Here is a 21808-nt window from a genome sequence, read left to right on the forward strand (position 1 = left end):
GCGGCACCGTCTCCAGAAGCACCGCGTCAAGACGCTCGGGCATTACAAAAGCAAGCGGCAGGGGCTTATTCAAGCCAGGGCAATGCAGCGATTGATACTGAGGCTGATTGGAAAGAGTTCTAAACAGACTCTCTCAATAGCGAACCGCATATATGAAGACCGGCCGGGTGAAAATCTGGGCGGTCTTTTTTGATGGGTCCTCCGGTGGCATATTGATTGGCTTTGCTATATCAACAATAATGAGTTGTAGTTGGAGGGGCAGGTCAGTGACAATCTGATCTGACGCGCGCGTGAAAAAGTCTATTGGTCTTGTTGCACATGACGACAAGAAGGAACTCTTGGCACAATGGTGCGCAAATCACAGAGAAAAGCTCGCTGAATTTGACTTATATGCGACCGGGACCACCGGCGCGCATATTGTTGAAGAAACAGAGCTTAGCATTACACTTTTAAAAAGCGGCCCATTGGGTGGAGATGCCCAGTTGGGGGCGATGATTGTGGAAAACAAACTTGATGGTTTGATCTTTTTCATCGATGCTTTGACGGCAATGCCGCATGACGTCGACGTAAAAGCACTCATTAGATTGGCAACACTTTATGATGTGCCATTTGCTTGCAACAGATCGACGGCCAATGCGGTGCTTGGATTGTTCTAAAGACTAGGGAGGTATTGATTGACCAGCGAGTTGGTTTTAGGGCAGTTTGAATAAAAATAAACTCCGAAAAGAGGGGATTATACGGGGTGGAAAAAGAAAACATGATTGAGGTCAGGGGGGTCTCCAAAAGTTTTGGAGGGCTGAAGGCTGTATCTGATTGTTCTTTGCAGGTTGAGAAGGGATCAATAACGGGATTGATTGGTCCAAATGGCGCAGGTAAAACCACGCTTTTCAACATAGTTGCAGGTACATTGATGCCCGATGAAGGGCAGATTATATTTAACGGTGAGGATATCACCGCGCTTAAACCACACGAGCTTCATGCGAAAGGCATGTTACGCACATTTCAGATCGCGCATGAGTTTTCGCACATGACCACGTTGGAAAACTTGATGGTCGCGGCTTCAGATCAACCTGGCGAGAGCCTGTTCCAGTCGTGGTTCAACATTCGCCAAGTCACGGAATTTGATCACGAAGTGCGTAAAATGGCACTTGATGTGGTCGACTTTTTGCATCTTGGCCATGTGAAGAACGAGCTGGCTGGCAATTTATCTGGTGGCCAGAAAAAACTATTGGAACTTGGTCGCACAATGATGACTGATGCCAAAGCCGTACTGCTTGATGAAGTGGCGGCTGGGGTAAACAAGACGTTGTTGAAGGATTTGGCGCGCAACATTCAGCGGATGAACAAAGAACTTGGATATACATTCTTTGTGATCGAGCATGATATGGACCTCATCGGCGAGATGTGTGACCCGGTCATTGTGATGGCGCAGGGGACCAAAATAGCAGAAGGTCCGATGGAAGAAATCCGCAACAATGCTGAAATCGTGGAAGCATATTTCGGTACGGCTGTGGAGGTTGCGTCGTGAGTTTATTAGAAGTCAAAGATGTACATGGCGGCTATGGCGGCGCACCGATCCTCAATGGCGTAAATATGGCGATTGAGCGCGAAGATATTGGTGTGATTGTTGGGCCAAATGGCGCCGGCAAATCGACTACTTTGAAAGCGATTTTTGGCCTTTTGGAAGTGACCGACGGTGAGATTAATCTGGACGGGCAAGAAGTTTCGAACAACCTGCCAGATAAATTGGTGCCGCTGGGCCTAAGCTTTGTGCCCCAAGAATTCAATGTGTTTACCGATATGACGGTGCATGAGAATTTGGAAATGGGCGCTTATATTCGCGATGATGATTTCAGCGACACACTTGATTATGTCTATGAAATGTTTCCACCGCTCAAAGACAAGCGACGCCAAAAAGCGGGGGAATTATCAGGGGGTCAACGCCAAATGGTGGCGATGGGGCGTGCCCTTATGAGCCAACCCAAATTGCTGTTGTTAGATGAACCATCTGCGGGGTTAAGTCCTCGTTATATGATGGAAATTTTTGAAACAGTTGTGAACGTCAATAAGTCCGGTGTGGGCATATTGATGGTCGAACAAAATGCCCGTCAAGCACTAGAATTTGCCACAAAAGGCTTTGTCTTGGCTGGGGGAAAAAACCGGTACACCGGAACCGGGCGGGAGTTATTGGACGATCCAGAAGTCGCCCAAAGCTTCCTTGGCGGTTAGTGGGGATCTAACGCTATGAATGAATTTATTTTCTTTTTGAACAAAGTAATTATCTCAGGCGCAACGCTTGGGTCAGTTTATGCACTGGGCGCGGTGGGCATCACGCTCATTTTCGGCATCCTGCGTTTCGCGCATTTTGCGCATGGCGACATGATGACGTTGGGGGCATTTGTTTCGTTTCTTTTGGTTGGGGTTTTCCAATCATTGGGTATTCAAACATTTTTGCCAACGGGCTTTATCGTTTTGCCTTTTGCAATGGCCATAACAGCAGGGTTGGCGCTTGGAATTGATAAGGGATTTTATCAACCCTTGCGGGCCAAGGGCGTTAAGACCGTTACCTTGCTGATCGCTTCGATCGGGGTGACATTGATGCTGCAGGGTCTCATCCGCTTGTTTGCGGGTACGGGAACTCGCAGCTTCTTTGAGAACGAAACCAAAGACTTGTTTCGTTTCAAATTGCCGATTGAAGGCGTGAAGCGGTCCATCAACTTTTCTGAGCCGCAAGTTTTGGTCATCATCACCACTATTGTGACGGTGATTGTGTTGCATTTCTTCTTGACGCGTTCGCGGACGGGCAAGGGCATGCGTGCCATGGCTGACAATCCAAGTCTTGCCCAGGTTTCGGGGATCAACACAGCGAAAGTTGTGCGTGCGACATGGATTATTGCAGGTAGTCTTGCCGCGATGGCGGGTACAATGCTGGCCCTTGATGTTATTTTGAAACCCGATTTGGCGTTTAACATCGTGTTGCCGATATTTGCGGCGGCTGTTGTGGGTGGTCTTGGCCATTCCTATGGTGCAATTGCTGGCGGGTTTTTGATCGGGTTTGCGGAAACGATGGCCGTGTTTAACTGGTCAATCATGTTTCGCGGGTTTGATAATTTGCCTGACTGGTTCCCAAAGGACCTTTCACTGGTGCCGACCGAATATAAGTTGACGGTTGCCTTTGTGATTTTGGTTGTCGTGCTGTTGGTTCGCCCACAAGGTATCTTTAAAGGATCATCATCATGATTAAGCGCGATGCAGTTTTATTTGCCGGACTTGGTGTTCTCATTTTGGCGCTTGCCGTTTGGCTGAAAATTCCAACAACTATTCAGTTGCTGGTGATCGCCTCTGCCTATGCACTCATCGCTTTAGGGCTCAATGTGCAATGGGGCTATGCAGGCCTGTTTAACTTTGGTGTCATGGGTTTCTTGATGGTTGGGGGTGCCTCGGTTACCTTCGTGTCCTATCCGCTCAATGATGCATTTTGGTCGTCTGATGGACCAATGATGTTGTTTAAAGCGTTGCTTGCAGCGGTTGCTGGTGGGGCCTTGATTTGGGGTGTTACGCGCATCCCAAAATCGGGTAGCTTGAAAAAACTTCGTGGGTTCTTGCTGGTTGTGGCGTGGGCTGTTGCCTATGTTGTTTACCGTTCGCAAATTGATCCGGCGGCACGTTTGATTGAAGCTGAGGCAGGATTTATCGGCGGTCTTGGCCTACCGGCGATCCTTGGCTGGATTGTTGGCGGTATTCTTGCGGGTGTTGTTGCCTATGTTGTGGGTAAAATCTGCCTTGGACTACGCACCGACTATTTGGCGATTGCGACCATTGGTATTTCGGAAATTATCCGGGCGCTGATCAAAAACATGGATTGGCTGACGCGGGGTACGCTAACCGTGTCGCCTGTACCTTGGCCCTCGCCTTTACCAGCGGACATTACCGCGTCAGGTTTGGCAGAGCCAGATATGGCGATCATTCTTGCCCGTTCTGGATTTTTGGCCATCACGGTCTTGTTTATCGCTGTGATCTTTTTCTTCCTTCAACGCGCATATGAAGGGCCTTGGGGCCGGATGATGCGTGCGGTCAGAGATAATCATGTTGCGGCTGGCGCTATCGGTAAAAATGTCACCAAACGCGAACTTGAAGTGTTTGTGCTGGGCGCGGTGTTGATGGGTATTGGTGGGGCAATTCTGACCTCCTATGTTCAAATTCTTGATCCCAGTGGCTACCAGCCGATCAACCACACCTTTATTGTTTGGGTGATGATTATTGTTGGTGGGGCAGGCAACAATTATGGCGCGCTGTTTGGCGGTGTGTTCATCTATATTGTTTGGACAATTTCTGAACCTGCATCGCTGGTTCTCTTTAGTCTGATCAGTGATTTGTCGGACGGCGCGGGCATTGGGGCCATACCCGATATGGAATCCCGCGCCCTGCAAATGCGGGTGTTCGTTCTTGGGATGGTGATTACGTTTGCGCTTCGATATGCGCCTCAAGGTATGATCCCTGAGCGGATACGCACTGAATAGAGCTTAAGCCTCATCAGTTTTAAAAAAACAAAGACGCCGCTCCATGAATTTGGGGCGGCGTTTTCGATTGATTGGAATGGGCGTTTAAACTTTTGCGCTAACCCACATGACGTTGTAATGCGTGCCATCATGGCCAATGCCACTTTCACCGGGCGTGATTTTTAGCTCATTCCAATCGGCTGCCATTTGGAATTTTTCGGCCAGCATTTCTTTTGTGGGCAGGTTGTAATATCGATCAAGCCGATCGCGTGCCGCACCATCACCGCTTTTAAAACTCGCCATCAATAAACCGCTCGGCTTAAGGGCTCTATGTGTGGCCTTGATGATGTCGCCGAGTTGATCCCATGGCGCGTGCAACAGGCACATATTTGCCCATATCCCATCAAATATGAGCTGTTCATCCAATTCGTCGAACCGCATCACCTTGGCGTGTTTACCAAGTCGTTTGATGGCAAATTTGGCGAGTTCAGGGTTGCCTTCTGTCGCTGTGATGTCAAAGCCTTGCTCGTGCATATAATGAGCTTCAAGCCCCGCGCCACATCCAAGTTCAAGAACGCGACCACGTTCGGGAAGTTGGTTGATAAAGGTCATCAGGGTTTTGGAAGGCTTCGTTCTTCTCGCAGCGTATTCGTTTGCGTTTTCAGCGTAAAACTTAAATGTATCTGGATCATATGACATGGAATGAGATTAGCCGATTTTCCTCTCACAAACAAGGCCCGATGCATTGCATCGGGCCTTCCGTATCAATTTATCTGTTAAGCTAAAAAGCTTACATGGCTTGACCAAGTTCAACCCAAGTGCCGCCTTTAACAACCATTTCAACGATCGCGCCGGAAACGTCACCAGCTGCGTCGAATTCATGGCTGCCGCCGCCACCTTCGTAGTTGATGTCTTTGCCTTCAGCGATCAATGCTTTGGCTTTTGCCCATTCACCAGGAAGAATAACTTCACCCGGTGCAGTTGCAACTTCACGAAGAGCTTTATTCAAGCCTTCGCGGTCAGTTGAACCGTGCTTTTCAAATGCCAATGCAGTCAAGAACGCAGCGTCATATGACTGTGCGCCAAACGATGCAACTGGGTCTTGACCAGCAGCTGTTGCCAAATCTGCATAAACACCAGTACCGGCTGAGTCTGCACGACCTTGACGTGTGCCGATCATGCCTTCAACAGACGCTGCATCGATGCCTGTAAGCAAATCATCAGCGATCATGCCGTCACCACCGAAGTAGATTTCGAAGTCGCCTGCTTCAATTGCTTGACGGACGATCGTTTGGCCTGAACCTGAGGCATAAGCCAAAACAACTAGGTTTGTAGAACCGCTAGCGGCCAAAGAACCCAATTCAGCGCGATAGTCTGATTTGCCTTCTTCGTGCGCTTCGTTGATCGAAACGTCGCCGCCACTTGCTGAGTAAGCTGCTGCCAATGAATCGGCGAAGCCTTTACCATAGTCGTTGTTCACATAAGTGATCGCGATGTCGTTGATGCCTTTTGCAAGCAACAAACGAGCAACAACTTCACCTTGGTAGCTGTCTGATGGACCAACGCGGAACAATAGATCATTGTCTTCCACAGTTGTTACAGCTGGTGACGATGCTGATGGAGATACCATCAAAACGCCGGCTGGGATGGCTGCAGTGTTAGCTGCAGAGATTGTTGCACCTGAACACATTGCACCAACGATGGCGTGAACGCCGTCAGCGTTGATCAAACGATCTGCCGCGTTGGCAGCTGCTGTCGCGTCTGCACAAGTCGAATCGCCGATTGTGAATGATGCTTCACCACCAAGAACGCCGCCTTGTTCGTTAATGTGTTGTAATGCAAGCTTTGCCGCATCACCCATTGGTGGTGACAAAGTTTCAAGTGGACCCGTAAAACCGAGCAAAATGCCGATATTTACGCCGTCAGCCATGGCAGGTGTAGCAACGCTTAGTGATGTTGCAGCAACTGCGGCTGTGAGTGCTAATTTAAGATGACGCATAATTTCCCTCTGACTAGTTCATCTTCTAGTTTTGACCCAAATTGTTTGTCAGGCTATCCTGACAACATTGGGCTCACGCGAGGTCGTTTTCCTCCCTCGCCTAAGCTCAACAATACGCATTTTAGGAAAAGAGTCACCCGTTTTGATGTAAATTTACCAAAGATCGTACTCCATTATGTGAAAGTTGGTTAAGTTCGGTCATGGTGATGAGAAAACTCACAAAATTATGTCATATCATTCGCTTACCACTGATTGCCCGACAATTATGAAGCGATCAATTGAAGAGAAGAGAAGTCGTTTGCCTAAGTTTGGTTGGTCCGTCTTATTCGGAGTACGTTTGGCCCTAATAGTTGCTTTTTGCGGTGCGGTCGGCGTTAGCGCGAGCAGAGCGCAAGACCAACAGGCCGGTTTAGGGTGCAGCGGAAAAGAGATTGTCATCGCAGATTTGCAATGGCCATCTGCCTCGATTTTGGCCCATATCCATGCGCGATTTATTGAAGAGCAGTTCAACTGTAAATCCAAGATTGCATTGATGGACATTGAGAGCGCAGTGACCACATTGAAGACTGCGCAAACACCAACGCTCATCCCAGAGCTATGGATCACCCGCGCGACTGAACGCTGGAACCAGGTGTTGGAGGCCCGTGCCGGATTTGGGGCAGGCAATAGTTTTGATCGCACAGTTTTGGAAGGCTGGTTTGTTTCTGCAAAAGTGGTTGCTGATTTCCCCTCGCTAAAGAAAGTTGAAAATTTGAAGGAACTTCAACAACTTTATCAACTGCAGGAAAAGCCGGACTTCATCTCTTGTCCCAAAAGTTGGGGCTGCGCGGTTCTTAACACGAACATGCTCAAGGCCTTTGGCCTATATGATTTGTTCAATGTCATTGAACCTTCAGACAGGTTGATGATGGATCAACTGGTTGGGCAGGCGCTGTCAAAGAATTCGCCGAGTGTATTTTACTATTGGCAACCCAACGCGATGCTGAACGAGCTTGATTTGGCTCAAATTGACTTGGGCAATTATGACAATAGTGCATATCCATGCCTGGGGCAGTCGGGATGTTCAAAATTGCTTGCGAGTAACTTTATTGAAGAACAAGTGCAAATTGTATTGGCAAGCTGGGTGCGTTCAGATGCCCCTGAATTGTTACCTTATGCCCGAAAAGCAGTGATGCCGGTTACTACAATGAATGCTTTGTTGGCTTGGCAGGTGGATAATAATGCACCTGCAAAAGAAGTGTCCGACCATTTTTATACAAACTACGAGACGATTTGGGCCGAATGGCTACAATAGCAAAATAAGTATAATTTTTGAAATACTCAAGCAACTTTATCTAGACGTATGAACATCCATTGAATATTGGTGGTGCTTTTTGAATACACAACTACAATGTTTAGATGAACTTTAAATACATGTTCTATATTAGTGAATATTAATGTATATTATTTATAGATACTTCTTGTTTTGTTCACAAAATTTTGTTTGCGAAAATGGTTTGACGCATGTGTTTAGTCTCCCTATGCTCCGGCCAAACGCCGAACTATTTGGGAGAATGCGTATGACTATTAAATTTTCAAAACTTGTTGCTGGTGCAGCGTTGGTTTTTGGGGCGCTTGGATTTGCGCCTGCTGCAATTGCTGCGACTTGCGATACAGATAAAAAAATTGATATTGCTGAGATGTCGTGGCCATCTGCTGCTGCATTAGCGCACATCCATGCCAAAATTCTTGGTGATGGATTTGGCTGTGAAGTTGAAGTGGTGGCCGGTGATACTGTGCCTACCTCGGCATCTATGTTGGCAAAAGGACGCCCGGCATTTGCACCAGAATTGTGGACAGGTTCCATTCTTGATATCTGGGCAAAAGGCGAAGCAGACGGGACAGTGTCGAGCTTGGGTGCAGCGATTTCTGATGGTGCGGTTGAAGGCTGGTGGATCCCTAAATATGTGGCGGACGCAAATCCTGACCTTAAAAATGTTGAGGATTTGGTTGCCTATAAAGACCTATTCATGGACCCAGAAGACAATTCAAAAGGTCGGATTTATTCGTGCCCTCCAGGCTGGTCTTGTGAAATCACGAACGCAAACCTTTTCAAGGCTTATGAATTAGAAGATAGCTTTAATCTGTTTTCACCCGGTTCTGGTGGCAACTTGGACGCCTCGATTGCGCGTGCATTTGTTAAGCAAGAGCCAATTGCATTTTACTATTGGGGCCCGACAAGCTTGATGGGCAAGTATGACATGGTCAAATTGGGCATGCCGACACATGATGCGGAAATTTTCGCGTGTAACGGGAAATCAGATTGTGCCACTCCGGGTAAAACTGATTGGCCTACGCCACCTGTCGTTAAGGGTGTTGCAGCATGGTTGCCAACAGAAGCTCCAATTGTCGCTGATTACATTTCAAAGGTTGCGTTGAGCAACGTTGAAGTTAGTGCGATTTTGTCTTGGGGTTCTGAGAACAAAGCTTCCGCGGAAGAGACAGCTGAAAACTTCTTGAAAACTCAAGAAGCTGTTTGGATGACTTGGGTGGATGCAGATGTTGCAGCGGCTGTTAAAGCAAGCTTGAACTAAAATTTGAATATCAAAAAGCTGAAAGGACCGGGTGAACTCGGTCCTTTTTCGTCTTTATCGGAGTAATATGTTTCCAGAGATCTTTGAAACACGGCCAATTCGAATTTGGCTCGACAACGGATTAGAGTGGATTGTCATCAATTGGGGCGATCAATTTGAAGCGGTAGCGATGCCGCTTTTGTGGCTTTTAAATGGAATTGAAGCTGGGTTATTGGCCACACCATGGTGGGTAATTATCGGTTTTTTCACCGTGCTTGCCTATTTGGCGACGCGAAGATGGCCGTTGCCGACCGTTGTGCTCGTGTCGATGTTGTTTCTGGGTGTTATGGGGTTGTGGGAAGACGCGATTAAAACGATGGCGCTGATGATCGCGGCGACTGTCACGGCGATTGTTTTTTCCATTCCGCTTGGAATTGCCCTGGCACGTTCTTTATTGATGCGTAAAATTGTGACCCCGGTTTTGGACTTGATGCAGACAATGCCAAGTTTTGTCTATCTCATTCCAACAGTGATGATTTTCGGACCGGGTAAAATTCCGGCGTTGCTGGCGACAATCGTATATGCGGCTCCTCCATTGGTGCGGCTGACCGATTTGGGTATTCGTCTTGTCGACCCTCAAATTATGGAAGCGAGCCAAGCGTTTGGTGCGAACCCGCGACAGCGCTTGTTTGGCATTCAAATCCCTTTGGCATTGCCCACCATTTTGGCAGGGATCAACCAAACAACGATGATGGCATTGGCCATGGTGGTCATCGCGTCAATGATCGGGGCAGGCGGACTTGGCTATCAAGTGCTGCAGGGTATTGGACGATTGGAAGTTTCTCGCGGCATCCTCGCAGGTCTAGGGATTGTGGTGTTGGCGATTGTCTTTGATCGGATAACCCAGGCTTTTGGCAAGCAATTACAAGCTCATATTGGCGTTGATGTGGAGCGTTCATAATGACTGATTTGAAAATTAAAATGCGCGGTGTCACCAAGATTTTTGGCCCGCGCCCAGACGAAGTTTTGACCGCCCTTCGCTCTGGCGCCTCTAAAGATGATTTGCAGGCCGAAACAGGACATGTGATTGGTCTCAACAATGTCGATTTGGATGTCGCTCAAGGCCAGCTGCACGTTGTGATGGGCCTGTCAGGGTCGGGGAAATCTACACTTATTCGACACGTAAACCGTCTAATTGACCCAACTGCGGGCAGCATTGAAGTAAACGGAAAAGACGTGTTGGGCATGGATATGGACCAATTGCGTTTATTCCGGCGAACTGAAATCGCGATGGTGTTCCAAAAATTTGGATTGCTGCCACACAGGTCGGTTATCGATAATGTGGGGTATGGGCTTGAAATTCGCGGTGTGTCGAAGAAACAGCGACTAGAGACGGCTGAAGAGTGGATCGCCAAGGTTGGGCTAGAGGGATATGAAAATTCTCGGCCTCATCAACTGTCTGGCGGACAACAGCAACGGGTTGGTTTGGCGCGTGCGCTTGCGATGGACGTGGATATTTTGCTGATGGATGAGGCTTTTTCTGCGCTTGATCCGCTTATCCGTTCTGGCATGCAGGATGAGTTGTTGGTGTTGCAAAAGGATTTGAACAAAACCATTTTGTTCATCACCCATGATTTTGACGAGGCGCTGAAAATTGGCGACCAAGTAACTGTATTGCAAGACGGCGCGGTTATTCAATCGGGGCGACCCGAAGAAATTGTGCTCAATCCCGCCAATGAGCATGTGGTGGAGTTTGTTGCCGATGTGAACCGTGCGCGGGCCATTCATGTGCATACGATTATGGAAACGGGTGACTTTGGTCCATGTGATTATCGTGTGAACGCCAGCGCATGTTGCGAAGATGTTTTGCCACTGTTTGCTGAACATGACTGGGTCGGCGTGTCGGATGAAAATGATAAGATCATCGGAAAAATCACCGCCAAGCAGGTGATCAAAGCGCTGGCAAGGCATAGTGCCCCGGTTTAACTGAATGGGATAAATTGGAGCTAGGCTATGCCTGAGTTTAAAAACCGCATCATTGATGTTTGTAAGCTGACCGGAGAGTTCACAACGCGATCGGGTTTAGTGGTCAATACCTACTTCGACAAATATCAGTTTGAAGGACAACCTGATATTCTTGGGGAGATAGCGCGTCGATTGGCGAGGCAATTGAATGTCGAATTTGACGTGCTGGCAGGGCTAGAGATGGGTGGTATTCCCATCGCTACTGCACTCTCGTTGGAAATGGGCAAGCCGGTTTGTTTCGTTCGTAAACAAGCAAAGTCCTATGGGACCGAGCGCATTTCTGAGGGGCCAGACGTCAAGAATAAACGTGTGCTTGTTGTAGAGGACGTGACAACCACCGGCGGGCAGATATTAAAATCCGCCAAGGAACTGGAAATAGCTGGTGCCCAAATAGTTGGCGTCGCATTGGTTATCGCACGTGACGCAAAAGCGGTTGAGGCAATAAAAGACGCTGGTATGCCGCTTTTTGCGCTAATAATGCCAAAAGAGCTAAATTTGACCTAAGTTTTAACCAATGTCCGCTCAATGGCATCCTGCCAACCGGCGTATTTTTGTTCAGCCCAATCATTGTCTTTTTCAGGCAAAAATTGGTGGTCCAAGTCCCAGCGTTCCATCATTTGATCTGGTGCGGGGCATATGCCTAAATATAGACCCGCCAGATAGGCCGCGCCTTTTGCTGTGGTTTCTAGATTTTTGGGGCGATCAACGGGGGTTTGGCAGATATCGGCCAAAAACTGCATGGTCCAATTGGATGCGGTCATGCCGCCATCGACGCGTAGTTTTTCAATTTTACCGCCAAAATCGGCATTCATGGCGTTTAAGAGATCGCGTGTTTGATAGCCAACAGCTTCAAGAGTTGCTTTGACGAACTCGTTTGGCCCAGTGCCACGGGTTAGGCCATAAATCGCGCCGCGTGCATCTGAATCCCAGTATGGCGCGCCAAGCCCAACGAAGCCTGGAACTAAATATACATGCTGATTGGGGTCTGCGGATTTGGCCATTTGATCGCACTGACGTGCATCTTTGATGATTTGAATGCCATCCCGCAACCATTGCACGGCTGCCCCTGCAATATAAATTGAGCCCTCAAGTGCATAGGTTGGTTTTCCATCCAATTGGTAGCAAATGGTCGATAATAGTCGGTTGGATGACTTTAGCGGTTTGTCCCCGACATTCATCATCGCAAAGCAACCTGTGCCATAGGTGGATTTCACCATGCCTTTTTCAAAGCACGCCTGGCCGATGGAAGCAGCGTGTTGATCCCCTGCAACGCCGGTAATTGGGATAGATGCACCAAAGATTTCGGTGTCGGTTGTGCCAAAATCGGCGGCGCAGTCTTTTACTTCGGGCAGTAGCGAGGCGGGAATATCAAACAAGTTGAGCAGTTCGGCATCCCAACAGCCGTCATGAATATTATACAGTAATGTTCGTGAGGCATTGGTTGCGTCGGTGACGTGGGTGCGCCCGCCAGTGAGTTTATAAATCAACCAGCTGTCGATGGTGCCAGCGAATAGTTCGCCCTGTTGTGCGCGTTTGCGTGCGTTGGGCACATTGTCGAGTAGCCAGTTAATCTTGGTGCCGGAAAAATAGGGATCAAGCAGCAGTCCCGTTTTGTCGGTCACTTTGATTTCGTGGCCCTGTTCTTTCAGTTTGGCGCAATAAGCTGCCGTACGTCGGTCTTGCCAGACGATGGCATTATGAATGGGTTCGCCTGTTTTTTTGTCCCAAATGACAATAGTTTCACGCTGGTTGGTGATGCCAATACCCGCGATTTGACTTGGCGAAAGTTTAGCTTTGGCCAGTGCCTCACTTATTGTTTGAGAAACCGTTTGCCAAATTTGGTTTGGATCATGCTCGACCCGTCCGTCATTTGGAAAATGTTGATCAAATTCCAACTGGCTCGCGCCAATTGGGGTGAGATCGGCATTGTAAATAACGCTGCGGGTGGAGGTCGTGCCCTGATCGATGGCAAGTAAGTGCTTGTTCATTTGACTATTTTAGCGGCTGGAATTGCCCGATGCAATCCAGAGTTAAGCAAATTGGCTCGAATTATTGCTCAAATTTTGTGCACTTTTACGCCATAGGCATAGGTTTTTTATGAGGTTAGACTAATTTGTAGCTTTATTTCCGCTCATGGGTGGTTTTTGGTGTTTCAGATGCTTGCTAAACGCCATTTTTGACGCCTATAAACCGTTAATCTTAAGCACACCCGATATGAGGACCCTCTTGATGGAACTGAAAAAAATCAATGATCAGGTGAGTGTGAGCCCACAAATCGCGATTGAAGACCTTGCTGCGATTAAAGAAGCGGGTTTTAAAACCATCATCAATAATCGCCCAGATGGCGAAGCGCCAGACCAACCAATGTCGGCAGAGGTGAAGGCCGCAGCTTTGGCTCAAGGGCTAAAGTTTGTCGAAATCCCGATGGGCCGTGAAGGCGTTTCCCCTGAAATGATAGCACAGACCCGAGAGGTTTTTGCTGATGGCGAACCTGTGTTGGCCTATTGTCGTTCTGGCACGCGCTCCACGACGCTATGGGCTTTAAGCCAGGCCGGAAATCTACCGGCACAAGACATTATTTCCGCTGCAGCAAATGCTGGATATGATGTTAGCCATCTTGCTGGCCATTTAAGCGAATAGGCTGAATAAAATAAACTAAAGACGCGTTTTCCTTGGTGCATTAATGTTGCCAATTGCGAAGAATTAAAAGGATCAATCTGTCCATGAAGATCAAGAAAATCCTCGTTGCCAATCGAAGTGAAATTGCCATCCGCGTGTTCCGCGCGGCCAATGAAATGGGTATTAAAACGGTCGCCGTTTTTGCTGATGAAGACAAATTAGCATTGCATCGATTTAAGGCGGACGAGGCATATTTGATCGGCAAGGGTCTTGGCCCGGTGGAAGCTTATTTGCAGATTGATGAATATATTCGCATCGCCAAATTGTCGGGTGCTGACGCCATTCACCCGGGTTATGGTTTGCTGTCCGAAAGTCCAGAGTTTGTCGACGCGTGTGAAGCGGCTGGTATCATCTTCATTGGTCCAAAAGCCGAGACCATGCGGGCGTTGGGCAACAAGGTTGCTGCTCGCAATATCGCGGTTGAAAGCGGTGTGCCGGTGGTGCCTGCAACGACACCGCTGCCGGACGATATGGACGAAGTTGTGCGGATGGCAAAAGAGGTCGGTTTCCCGCTGATGCTCAAGGCCAGCTGGGGCGGCGGTGGCCGCGGCATGCGCACCATTCGTGATGAAGCTGCAGTTCGCGCAGAAGTGCCCGAAGCCAAACGCGAATCAAAAGCGGCATTTGGCAAAGACGAAATGTATTTCGAAAAGCTGGTGGAACGCGCTCGGCATGTTGAAGTTCAACTGATTGGCGACAGCCATGGCAACCTCGTGCATTTGTTCGAGCGGGATTGTTCGGTGCAACGGCGCAATCAAAAAGTCGTGGAGCGAGCTCCAGCTCCGTATCTGACCGAAGAAATACGCGAGGCTTTGACCGGAGCGGCCATTCAATTGGGGTCTTCAACTGGTTATCGCGGTGCGGGCACTGTTGAGTTTTTGATGGATGCCGACAGTGATGAATTCTACTTCATCGAAGTAAACCCGCGCATTCAGGTTGAGCATACGGTTACTGAAGAAGTGACGGGCATTGATATTGTCAAAGCTCAAATTCGGATCGCTGAAGGCAAGAAAATCGGCGACGCGGATAGCGGTGTGCCGGTCCAAAAAGACATAAAGCTCCATGGGCATGCCCTTCAATGTCGAGTGACAACGGAAGACCCCGAAGAAAACTTCATTCCAGATTATGGCCGCATTACTGCCTATCGCGGGGCGACAGGTTTTGGCGTGCGTCTTGATGGGGGCACAGCCTATTCGGGGGCAGTCATCACGCGCTATTATGATCCGCTTTTGGAAAAAGTGACCTGTTGGGCACAAACACCAGAAGAAGCGATCGCGCGGATGGACCGGGCGTTGCGCGAGTTCCGTATTCGCGGGGTGACGACAAATCTGAATTTCCTTGAGAACATCATCACCCATCCAAAGTTTTTGGATAACACTTACACGACGCGGTTTATCGACAATACGCCGGAGCTGTTCCATTTCCCCAAACGTCGTGACCGGGCGACGAAACTTTTGACTTATGTGGCGGATGTTTCTGTTAACGCGCATCCCGAAGTTAAAAATCGGCCGGTGCCGCCGGCAGAAGCCGCGGCGCCAAAAGTGCCGACATTTGAACCGCCCACCGTTTTGGAAGGGTCGCGACAAATTCTTGAGCGCGAAGGGCCAAAAGGTCTGGCGGATTGGATGAAGGCGCAAAAGCGGGTTTTGTTCACCGATACGACCATGCGCGATGGGCACCAAAGCCTTTTGGCGACACGGATGCGGACCCACGATATCGTGCAAATTGCTAAGGCATATTCGCATGGTATGCCGAATTTATTCTCACTTGAGTGCTGGGGTGGCGCGACATTTGATGTGTCCATGCGGTTCCTTACCGAAGACCCTTGGGAACGCTTGGCAACCATTCGCGAAGAAGCGCCAAACATTTTGACGCAAATGTTGCTGCGTGGCTCCAACGGGGTTGGGTACACCAATTACGCAGACAACGTGGTCAAATATTTTGTAGAGCAGGCCGCAAAAGGCGGTATCGACATTTTCCGCGTATTTGATTGCCTGAACTGGGTGGAGAACATGCGCGTCTCGATGGATGCGGTGCTGGAAGCCAACAAAGTCTGTGAAGGCGTGATTTGTTACACCGGTGATATGCTTGATCCGGATCGGGCCAAATATGATCTGAAATATTATGTTGGTTTGGCCAAAGAACTTGAAGCGGCAGGCGCGCATGTTCTTGGTCTTAAGGATATGGCTGGGTTGCTTAAACCAGCAGCGGCGAAAAAGCTGATTTCGACCTTGAAGGAAGAGATTGGTTTGCCGATCCATTTCCATACGCATGATACTTCAGGTGTTGCGGCGGCCACGGTATTGGCGGCGGTTGATGCGGGCGTTGATGCGGTTGATGCGGCAATGGATGCGTTTTCTGGCACCACATCGCAGCCTTGCTTGGGTTCGTTGGTGGCAGCGTTGCGCGGTACGGAGCGCGATCCAGAACTGAACGCCAAAACGATCCGCGAGATTTCGTTTTATTGGGAAGCGGTTCGCACCCAATATCGGGCGTTTGAAAGCGATTTGCGTTCTGGCGCGTCTGAAGTTTATTTGCACGAGATGCCCGGGGGTCAATTCACCAACCTTAAAGAACAGGCCCGTTCATTAGGGCTTGAATCGCGCTGGCACGAAGTAGCGCAAACCTATGCGGACGTGAACCAAATGTTCGGCGACATTGTTAAAGTGACACCGTCCTCCAAAGTGGTTGGCGATATGGCGCTTTCGATGGTTTCGTCAGGGCTTAACCGCGCTGATGTTGAAGACCCCGAACGTGAAGTCGCGTTCCCCGAATCTGTAATTGGGTTCTTTACCGGCGATCTGGGTCAGCCTCCGGGTGGGTTCCCGAAAGAGTTGCAGGCAAAAGTGCTCAAAGGCAAAAAGCCATTGGCCAAACGCCCCGGCGCCTATCTTGAACCCGTTGATTTGGAAGCCAAGCGCAAAGAAGCCGAAGAATTAGTTGGACATCCGATCGATGATTTCCAATTGGCTTCTTACTTGATGTACCCTAAAGTGTTTGTGGATTACATGTCAGCCCAAGATACTTATGGCCCCACATCTGTGTTGCCGACACCAGTGTATTTTTATGGTTTGGAGGCAGGCGACGAGGTCTTGGTTGATCTGGCCAAAGGCAAAACCATGGTTGTGCAATTGGTTGGCCAATCCAAGCCAAACGAAAAGGGCATGGTGCGGGTATTCTTTGAACTTAATGGTCAGCCGCGTTCTGTGTCGGTGCCAGACCGGTCGATGGCCAGCGAAATTGTAACACGGCCAAAAGCTGAACTGGGCAATGCGCTACATGTCGGCGCACCGATGCCGGGCGTTGTTTCCACTTTGGCGGTTAAACCGGGTCAAGAAGTGACCGCCGGTGATGTGCTGCTTTCGATCGAAGCGATGAAAATGGAAACCGCCATTCACGCCGAAATCGACGGTGTCGTTGCTGAAGTGCATGTACAACCAGGCAACCAGATCGATGCGAAAGATTTGCTGGTTCGGTTTGAGGGGTAAGCAATACGCTGCCTGAACAATAATAAAGCCGCCTTGAAAAGGGCGGCTTTTCTTATGCGCGATTAATCTGCAGCCGGTGTGTCTTGGCTGAAAATGTTGATCCAGCCGTTCTGTGTACGTTGCCAGATGGAGCTGACATACATTGTTTCTTGCTCGTCGCGATGCGCTCGGGTGAAGTCAGCCCGATAAGACAAGAGGGCGTGGTCATCGCCTAAGTGACGAGCCTGCAAGTCACTAAGCGCGAACGATTTGATGGTTGGCCCGTTTTCCAGCTGGTTCACATGATGAGATTTGGGGGAGAACCCGCTGGCATATACACCGAGAAAACTTTGATGCAGGGCGGCGCTGTCGGCTTCCATATCCCCTGCCACAAGCGCGTCCCAAACATTTGTTTCACACTGTTTGAGTTCAAGCAGCAGCATGTTGTCGCTGTTCATACCCAATTTCGCAATTCAAAATGTCCAAACATCTACCTAAGCCGTTTTTTACCCTCGATGATTTTTTCCTGCCCAGATTGGCGGGCGCGCTCGGGTTTTTGGGTATGATGCACGATGCGCGGCAAGCGCGAGACAATCCAGGATACTGCAAACGAGACGATGATCACATCATCAACCCAGCCAATAACGGGAATGAGGTCGGTGATAAGGTCAAGTGGGCTGACCACATAAAGTACGGTCAGAACCGTGAGCACTTTTAAATAAGTGGGTGTGAGCGGGTTCCAAAATGCATGCCATAGGGTGACGATTTCTCGTCTGAACCGAATTAGTCTTGTCACGATCATATGGAGCTCCCTTCTCAAACGGCAGAGCTTAGCAACTAAGCGCGGCCTTACTTATAGATAGGTCAAATGGCCGCATTTTCAAGTCTGCAGCCCTTTGGTTGCGTGGATGCCATATTGCGCTTATATGCTTTGAGCAATTGAGGAGAGATTTATGTCCGGTCTGATTGAGCGCAGAAATGCCGTTGGGGTGATGGTTGGCAACGTCAAAGTAGGCGGTGACGCGCCAGTGGTTGTGCAATCCATGACCAATACCGACACAGCGGATATTGAAAAAACGGTTGAACAAGTTGCCGACTTGGCCCGTGCCGGATCAGAAATTGTGCGCATTACGGTGGATCGCGACGAGGCCGCTGCGGCCGTCCCTCACATTCGCGACCGGTTGATGCTTTTGGATATCGACGTGCCGTTGGTCGGTGATTTCCATTATATTGGTCATAAGCTTTTGTCCGACCATCCAGCATGTGCTGAGGCGTTGGCTAAATATCGGATCAATCCAGGTAATGTGGGCTTTAAAGCCAAACGCGACACGCAGTTTTCTCAAATGATTGAAATTGCCAACAAATATGACAAGCCGGTGCGCATTGGCGTCAATTGGGGCTCGCTCGACCAAGAGCTTTTGACCAAATTGATGGATGATAATGCCAATAATGGCTCCCCCTGGAGTGCAGCGCGGGTGCAACGTGAGGCGATTATTCAATCGGCTCTGCTCAGCGCGGAACGAGCCGAAGAATTGGGCATGGGGCGCGATAAAATTATCCTGTCGACTAAGGTTTCCAACGTGCAGCATTTGATTGATGTTTATGCAGATTTGGCTTCTCGTTGTGATTATGCCCTGCATTTGGGGCTTACCGAAGCGGGGATGGGCGCGAAAGGCATCGTGGCTTCATCCGCGGCGCTTGGGATTTTATTGCAACAAGGGATTGGTGATACGATCCGCATTTCCCTGACCCCGGAACCGGGCGGCGACCGGTGTCTGGAAGTTGAGGTTGCTCAACAACTCTTGCAGACCATGGGTTTTCGGCAATTTTTGCCAGTCGTTACCGCGTGTCCAGGCTGTGGACGCACGACGTCGACGGTGTTTCAACAATTGGCGAAAGATATTCAGGATCACCTCAATGTGTCCATGCCGATCTGGCGGGAGAAATATCCGGGCGTTGAGGCGATGAGCGTCGCTGTGATGGGTTGTATTGTGAACGGGCCAGGCGAATCAAAACACGCGGATATCGGCATATCCTTGCCCGGTACAGGCGAAACCCCAGCTGCTCCGGTTTTCATTGATGGGGAAAAAGCCAAGACCTTGCGCGGTCCGAACATTGCCGATGATTTTAAGGTGATGGTGGCTGACTATATTGAAGGTCGGTTTGGTGGTTGATCTAAGCCGTCAAAACACAAATCAAACGATTGTTGAAAAATGGATAGTTTAGCTCAATCTGATCTTATAAATGCAATTGTCGATCTGGATATGGTGCTGCTTAAGGACCATACGGAAGCGGCGGGTGTTAAATTTGAAAGAGAGGCGCACTATCAAGCTGTTAAATCACGTTTTGGCAGGCAAAAATAACACCCATATGGCGGCAAGATGAGCTGATCGCATATGGATATATCTGGGCAAAAGATGATTGTTGGTTTGTCGGGGGCTTTTCGATTTTACCAACCCACCGCACGGCTAAAACCATGGGCCGATTGATAATTGGTCTGTTGGGCCATATCGATACTGGAAATCTTCAACGCGTCGAAAGCCACGTTTATAAAACCAATGCGCTTTCTGTAAATTTTCACCAAAAACTTGGATTTGAAATTGTCCAAGAAAATGAAAAGGGTTTTGCTTTCTCGATTGCGTTGGAAAAGCTGCTGGATCATCCAGTTGTGCGCAGATTTGGGAATGCAGCTCGTTAAAGTATAGAGCTCGCGCTTTGTCCTTATTTCAGTTTTCGTCAGTAGGTTTCTAGGCCTCTCTTCTGGCGAAGTAGGTTACCAACTCCCGCATCAAATTTGCGCGGTCATCAAAGTTTGCCAATAGTGTGAGCGCATTTTGCAATTCATTATCTAAAACGGTTTGCGCATGGTCTAGCCCATGAGTTGCAATAAGCGTAGATTTGCCTTGCGCTGCATCCTTGCCTGCAGTTTTACCCAATTCTTGAGACGTTTTGGTGGCGTCCAGAATATCGTCAGACATTTGATAAATGCGTCCGGCCGCTTCCGCAAATTTTGTTAAGGCCGCGAGTTGGTCACTGGTTGCTTGGGCCATGATGGCACCCATGCGCACGGAGGCGCGGATCAGTGCGCCGGTTTTCATGGCGTGAATCAGCGAAATGGTTTCAGGATCATAGCCTTGGCGTTCGCCTTCAATGTCGCGCATTTGGCCGCCTGCCATACCGCCAACGCCTGCGCCGTGTACAAGTTCAGTGATTAACTGGGTGCGGATGTTGGAGTCTGGGTGCGTAAGCGGGTCTGCCAATAAGCCGAAGGCATGGGTGAGCAGACTGTCCCCCGCGAGAATCGCTGTTGCTGGATCATAAGCTACGTGAACGGTTGGCTGGCCGCGGCGCAATTCATCGTCATCCATATCGGGTAAATCGTCATGCACGAGCGAATAGCAATGCACATATTCTAGCGCTGCGCCTGCGCGTATGAGATCGCCATTGGTCTTTCCGATGAGGTCCGCGCTCAGTTTAACCAGTAATGGACGTAGCCGTTTGCCACCGTTCAATGCGCCATGTCGAACAGCCCCCACCAATCGGTCGGGTGCGGCGTAAGGCGTTGATAATCCGGTAGTGCTCAGTTCAGAATCAAGGAAATGTTCTATTGCGTGAGCACAAGATTTAACGGCGTCATCAAGGGACATGGTTGGGCTTTCAATGCGGCATTCGGGTCTAAGAACTGGCCTAATGGTTCTAGCTGTGATTGAATGGATTTTCAACAAATGGGAATTGCGCATTTTTTACTGGCCAATGGGGCATTAAAGTCGTATATACCCGCCCAACAAACGAAGTATTTGATGCTTGAGCGGCCCCGACGTTGTAAAATGGTGAGGGGCGTTTTTGTTGAATGGAGAGATTAAATGGCTGTACCAAAAAGTAAAATATCTGGCATGAAGCGCGGTCACCGTCGCTCTGCTGATGCGTTGAAACCAAACACATATGTAGAAGACAAGGATAGCGGCGAACTGCGTCGTCCGCACCATGTTGACTTGAAATCTGGCATGTACCGTGGTCGTCAGATCTTGAAAGCGAAAGAAGCTTAAGGCTTACTTTTTGCTAAACAATAGTTTTGAAGCCGTCTCATTTTTGAGGCGGCTTTTTTTGTTTGCCTTGCCTCTTTCGGCAAATCGGGAAATGATAGGTGCAAATTGATCTATCAAAGGACCGTCCAATGATTTGGAAAATCCCACTGCTAGCCCTGCCGCTTATCATTTATAATTTGGTGGCTTTCGACATTGTGGGCGATAAAGCCAATGGTTGGGCCTCACCGGTTATGTCATTGGACATGGCTTCGGGTGCGGTGTGGACAATGAGTGTTGGTGATCTTCTGGTTGTTTTTGCGCTAGCCCTGTTGTTTGTTGAAGTTCTTAAATCGACAAAGGTGGGCAACGCCTCCATTTTGGATCATATGTTTTCGACCTTTGTATTCATCATTTATCTCGTCGAGTTTTTGTTGGTGCCAGCTGCGGCAACGTCGCTATTTTTTACCTGCATGGCTATGTCGCTTGTGGATTTGGTTGCTGGGTTTTCCGTTTCAATTCGCTCCGCCTCGCGTGACGTCAATTTTGGCGGATATCAATAGGA

23 protein-coding genes are annotated in these 21808 nt (G+C 49.1%); 17 read left to right on the forward strand and 6 right to left on the reverse strand.

Annotated features, from left to right (window positions below; all coding sequences use genetic code 11):
• Positions 1-290: 290 nt before the first annotated feature.
• The 5 genes from ACSHWX_RS09970 (at position 291) to ACSHWX_RS09990 (ending at position 4520) form a co-directional block, all read left to right on the forward strand.
• Positions 291-656 (forward strand): methylglyoxal synthase, encoded by a 366-nt coding sequence (locus tag ACSHWX_RS09970; protein ID WP_435668065.1) that lies wholly within the window; start codon positions 291-293, stop codon positions 654-656.
• A gap of 101 nt (positions 657-757) precedes the next feature.
• The gene (locus ACSHWX_RS09975) at positions 758-1528 is read left to right on the forward strand and encodes an ABC transporter ATP-binding protein (RefSeq protein WP_435668066.1); all 771 of its coding nucleotides are present in this window, start codon (positions 758-760) and stop codon (positions 1526-1528) included.
• The gene (locus ACSHWX_RS09980; RefSeq protein WP_435668067.1) at positions 1525-2229 is read left to right on the forward strand and encodes an ABC transporter ATP-binding protein; all 705 of its coding nucleotides are present in this window, start codon (positions 1525-1527) and stop codon (positions 2227-2229) included. Before ACSHWX_RS09975 ends, ACSHWX_RS09980 begins: the two co-directional genes overlap by 4 nt.
• A 15-nt stretch (positions 2230-2244) precedes the next feature.
• Complete coding sequence (locus ACSHWX_RS09985; RefSeq protein WP_435668068.1) at positions 2245-3240, forward strand: branched-chain amino acid ABC transporter permease; 996 nt, start codon at positions 2245-2247, stop codon at positions 3238-3240.
• Complete coding sequence (locus ACSHWX_RS09990) at positions 3237-4520, forward strand: branched-chain amino acid ABC transporter permease (protein ID WP_435668069.1); 1284 nt, start codon at positions 3237-3239, stop codon at positions 4518-4520. The genes ACSHWX_RS09985 and ACSHWX_RS09990 overlap by 4 nt, the downstream gene beginning before the upstream one ends.
• An 84-nt stretch (positions 4521-4604) precedes the next feature.
• Here the strand turns inward: ACSHWX_RS09990 and ACSHWX_RS09995 are convergent, their stop codons facing one another.
• Both ACSHWX_RS09995 and ACSHWX_RS10000 read right to left on the reverse strand, forming a co-directional pair.
• Complete coding sequence (locus tag ACSHWX_RS09995) at positions 4605-5198, reverse strand: class I SAM-dependent methyltransferase (RefSeq protein WP_435668070.1); 594 nt, start codon at positions 5196-5198, stop codon at positions 4605-4607.
• 91 nt (positions 5199-5289) lie between these two features.
• Positions 5290-6498 carry an ABC transporter substrate-binding protein gene (locus ACSHWX_RS10000; protein ID WP_435668071.1) on the reverse strand — a complete coding sequence of 403 codons (1209 nt, stop codon included), beginning with the start codon at positions 6496-6498 and terminating at the stop codon, positions 5290-5292.
• Between the two features lie 337 nt (positions 6499-6835).
• Here ACSHWX_RS10000 and ACSHWX_RS10005 point away from each other — a divergent pair, with 337 nt between their 5' ends.
• The 5 genes from ACSHWX_RS10005 (at position 6836) to pyrE (ending at position 11579) form a co-directional block, all read left to right on the forward strand.
• Positions 6836-7792 (forward strand): glycine betaine ABC transporter substrate-binding protein, encoded by a 957-nt coding sequence (locus ACSHWX_RS10005; protein ID WP_435668072.1) that lies wholly within the window; start codon positions 6836-6838, stop codon positions 7790-7792.
• 265 nt (positions 7793-8057) lie between these two features.
• The gene (locus ACSHWX_RS10010) at positions 8058-9071 is read left to right on the forward strand and encodes an ABC transporter substrate-binding protein (protein WP_435668073.1); all 1014 of its coding nucleotides are present in this window, start codon (positions 8058-8060) and stop codon (positions 9069-9071) included.
• A 67-nt stretch (positions 9072-9138) separates the two neighbouring features.
• Positions 9139-10011, forward strand: coding sequence for an ABC transporter permease (locus tag ACSHWX_RS10015; protein WP_435668074.1), 873 nt, complete (start codon positions 9139-9141; stop codon positions 10009-10011).
• Positions 10011-11036, forward strand: coding sequence for a quaternary amine ABC transporter ATP-binding protein (locus ACSHWX_RS10020; RefSeq protein ID WP_435668075.1), 1026 nt, complete (start codon positions 10011-10013; stop codon positions 11034-11036). Before ACSHWX_RS10015 ends, ACSHWX_RS10020 begins: the two co-directional genes overlap by 1 nt.
• A gap of 27 nt (positions 11037-11063) precedes the next feature.
• The gene (gene pyrE, locus ACSHWX_RS10025) at positions 11064-11579 is read left to right on the forward strand and encodes an orotate phosphoribosyltransferase (RefSeq protein ID WP_435668076.1); all 516 of its coding nucleotides are present in this window, start codon (positions 11064-11066) and stop codon (positions 11577-11579) included.
• Here the strand turns inward: pyrE and glpK are convergent.
• Complete coding sequence (gene glpK / locus ACSHWX_RS10030) at positions 11576-13063, reverse strand: glycerol kinase GlpK (protein ID WP_435668077.1); 1488 nt, start codon at positions 13061-13063, stop codon at positions 11576-11578. The genes pyrE and glpK overlap by 4 nt on opposite strands.
• Positions 13064-13304: 241 nt before the next feature.
• On the opposite strand from glpK, the gene ACSHWX_RS10035 reads away from it, so the two are divergent.
• Positions 13305-13715, forward strand: a complete 411-nt coding sequence (locus ACSHWX_RS10035) for a TIGR01244 family sulfur transferase (RefSeq protein ID WP_435668078.1) — start codon at positions 13305-13307, stop codon at positions 13713-13715.
• A gap of 83 nt (positions 13716-13798) precedes the next feature.
• Positions 13799-17242 carry a pyruvate carboxylase gene (pyc, locus tag ACSHWX_RS10040; protein WP_435668079.1) on the forward strand — a complete coding sequence of 1148 codons (3444 nt, stop codon included), beginning with the start codon at positions 13799-13801 and terminating at the stop codon, positions 17240-17242.
• A 62-nt stretch (positions 17243-17304) separates the two neighbouring features.
• On the opposite strand, the gene ACSHWX_RS10045 is transcribed toward pyc, so the two are convergent.
• Positions 17305-17679 (reverse strand): DUF4440 domain-containing protein, encoded by a 375-nt coding sequence (locus ACSHWX_RS10045; protein WP_435668080.1) that lies wholly within the window; start codon positions 17677-17679, stop codon positions 17305-17307.
• A gap of 32 nt (positions 17680-17711) precedes the next feature.
• Positions 17712-18023, reverse strand: a complete 312-nt coding sequence (locus ACSHWX_RS10050; protein ID WP_435668081.1) for a YkvA family protein — start codon at positions 18021-18023, stop codon at positions 17712-17714.
• A gap of 151 nt (positions 18024-18174) precedes the next feature.
• Here ACSHWX_RS10050 and ispG point away from each other — a divergent pair, with 151 nt between their 5' ends.
• From ispG to ACSHWX_RS10065, 3 genes are read left to right on the forward strand one after another with little or no spacing between them, the layout of a single operon-like run.
• Entirely contained in the window at positions 18175-19395 is a 1221-nt protein-coding gene (gene ispG, locus ACSHWX_RS10055) for a flavodoxin-dependent (E)-4-hydroxy-3-methylbut-2-enyl-diphosphate synthase (RefSeq protein WP_435668082.1), read from the forward strand.
• A 39-nt stretch (positions 19396-19434) separates the two neighbouring features.
• Complete coding sequence (locus tag ACSHWX_RS10060) at positions 19435-19584, forward strand: hypothetical protein (protein ID WP_435668083.1); 150 nt, start codon at positions 19435-19437, stop codon at positions 19582-19584.
• Between the two features lie 5 nt (positions 19585-19589).
• Positions 19590-19919, forward strand: coding sequence for a GNAT family N-acetyltransferase (locus tag ACSHWX_RS10065; protein WP_435668188.1), 330 nt, complete (start codon positions 19590-19592; stop codon positions 19917-19919).
• Positions 19920-19968: 49 nt separating this feature from the next.
• Here the strand turns inward: ACSHWX_RS10065 and ACSHWX_RS10070 are convergent, their stop codons facing one another.
• Positions 19969-20868, reverse strand: a complete 900-nt coding sequence (locus tag ACSHWX_RS10070) for a polyprenyl synthetase family protein (RefSeq protein WP_435668084.1) — start codon at positions 20866-20868, stop codon at positions 19969-19971.
• Between the two features lie 216 nt (positions 20869-21084).
• On the opposite strand from ACSHWX_RS10070, the gene rpmF reads away from it, so the two are divergent.
• Positions 21085-21267, forward strand: a complete 183-nt coding sequence (gene rpmF, locus ACSHWX_RS10075) for a 50S ribosomal protein L32 (protein ID WP_435668085.1) — start codon at positions 21085-21087, stop codon at positions 21265-21267.
• A 128-nt stretch (positions 21268-21395) separates the two neighbouring features.
• Entirely contained in the window at positions 21396-21806 is a 411-nt protein-coding gene (locus tag ACSHWX_RS10080) for a hypothetical protein (protein WP_435668086.1), read from the forward strand.
• Positions 21807-21808 lie beyond the last annotated feature (2 nt).

The organism is Maritalea sp., assembly GCF_051251695.1.
Taxonomy (GTDB): domain Bacteria; phylum Pseudomonadota; class Alphaproteobacteria; order Rhizobiales; family Devosiaceae; genus Maritalea.

What these genes read in the sequence shown, in the direction of transcription:
- ACSHWX_RS09975 (WP_435668066.1), top strand. Translation starts at nt 758, where the DNA reads ATGATTGAGGTCAGGGGGGTCTCCAAAAGTTTTGGAGGGCTGAAGGCT.
- ACSHWX_RS09985 (WP_435668068.1), top strand. Translation starts at nt 2,245, where the DNA reads ATGAATGAATTTATTTTCTTTTTGAACAAAGTAATTATCTCAGGCGCA.
- ACSHWX_RS09990 (WP_435668069.1), top strand. Translation starts at nt 3,237, where the DNA reads ATGATTAAGCGCGATGCAGTTTTATTTGCCGGACTTGGTGTTCTCATT.
- ACSHWX_RS09995 (WP_435668070.1), bottom strand. Translation starts at nt 5,198, where the DNA reads ATGTCATATGATCCAGATACATTTAAGTTTTACGCTGAAAACGCAAAC.
- ACSHWX_RS10000 (WP_435668071.1), bottom strand. Translation starts at nt 6,498, where the DNA reads ATGCGTCATCTTAAATTAGCACTCACAGCCGCAGTTGCTGCAACATCA.
- ACSHWX_RS10010 (WP_435668073.1), top strand. Translation starts at nt 8,058, where the DNA reads ATGACTATTAAATTTTCAAAACTTGTTGCTGGTGCAGCGTTGGTTTTT.
- ACSHWX_RS10015 (WP_435668074.1), top strand. Translation starts at nt 9,139, where the DNA reads ATGTTTCCAGAGATCTTTGAAACACGGCCAATTCGAATTTGGCTCGAC.
- ACSHWX_RS10020 (WP_435668075.1), top strand. Translation starts at nt 10,011, where the DNA reads ATGACTGATTTGAAAATTAAAATGCGCGGTGTCACCAAGATTTTTGGC.
- pyrE (WP_435668076.1), top strand. Translation starts at nt 11,064, where the DNA reads ATGCCTGAGTTTAAAAACCGCATCATTGATGTTTGTAAGCTGACCGGA.
- glpK (WP_435668077.1), bottom strand. Translation starts at nt 13,063, where the DNA reads ATGAACAAGCACTTACTTGCCATCGATCAGGGCACGACCTCCACCCGC.
- ACSHWX_RS10035 (WP_435668078.1), top strand. Translation starts at nt 13,305, where the DNA reads ATGGAACTGAAAAAAATCAATGATCAGGTGAGTGTGAGCCCACAAATC.
- pyc (WP_435668079.1), top strand. Translation starts at nt 13,799, where the DNA reads ATGAAGATCAAGAAAATCCTCGTTGCCAATCGAAGTGAAATTGCCATC.
- ACSHWX_RS10045 (WP_435668080.1), bottom strand. Translation starts at nt 17,679, where the DNA reads ATGAACAGCGACAACATGCTGCTGCTTGAACTCAAACAGTGTGAAACA.
- ACSHWX_RS10050 (WP_435668081.1), bottom strand. Translation starts at nt 18,023, where the DNA reads ATGATCGTGACAAGACTAATTCGGTTCAGACGAGAAATCGTCACCCTA.
- ispG (WP_435668082.1), top strand. Translation starts at nt 18,175, where the DNA reads ATGTCCGGTCTGATTGAGCGCAGAAATGCCGTTGGGGTGATGGTTGGC.
- ACSHWX_RS10060 (WP_435668083.1), top strand. Translation starts at nt 19,435, where the DNA reads ATGGATAGTTTAGCTCAATCTGATCTTATAAATGCAATTGTCGATCTG.
- ACSHWX_RS10070 (WP_435668084.1), bottom strand. Translation starts at nt 20,868, where the DNA reads ATGTCCCTTGATGACGCCGTTAAATCTTGTGCTCACGCAATAGAACAT.
- rpmF (WP_435668085.1), top strand. Translation starts at nt 21,085, where the DNA reads ATGGCTGTACCAAAAAGTAAAATATCTGGCATGAAGCGCGGTCACCGT.
- ACSHWX_RS10080 (WP_435668086.1), top strand. Translation starts at nt 21,396, where the DNA reads ATGATTTGGAAAATCCCACTGCTAGCCCTGCCGCTTATCATTTATAAT.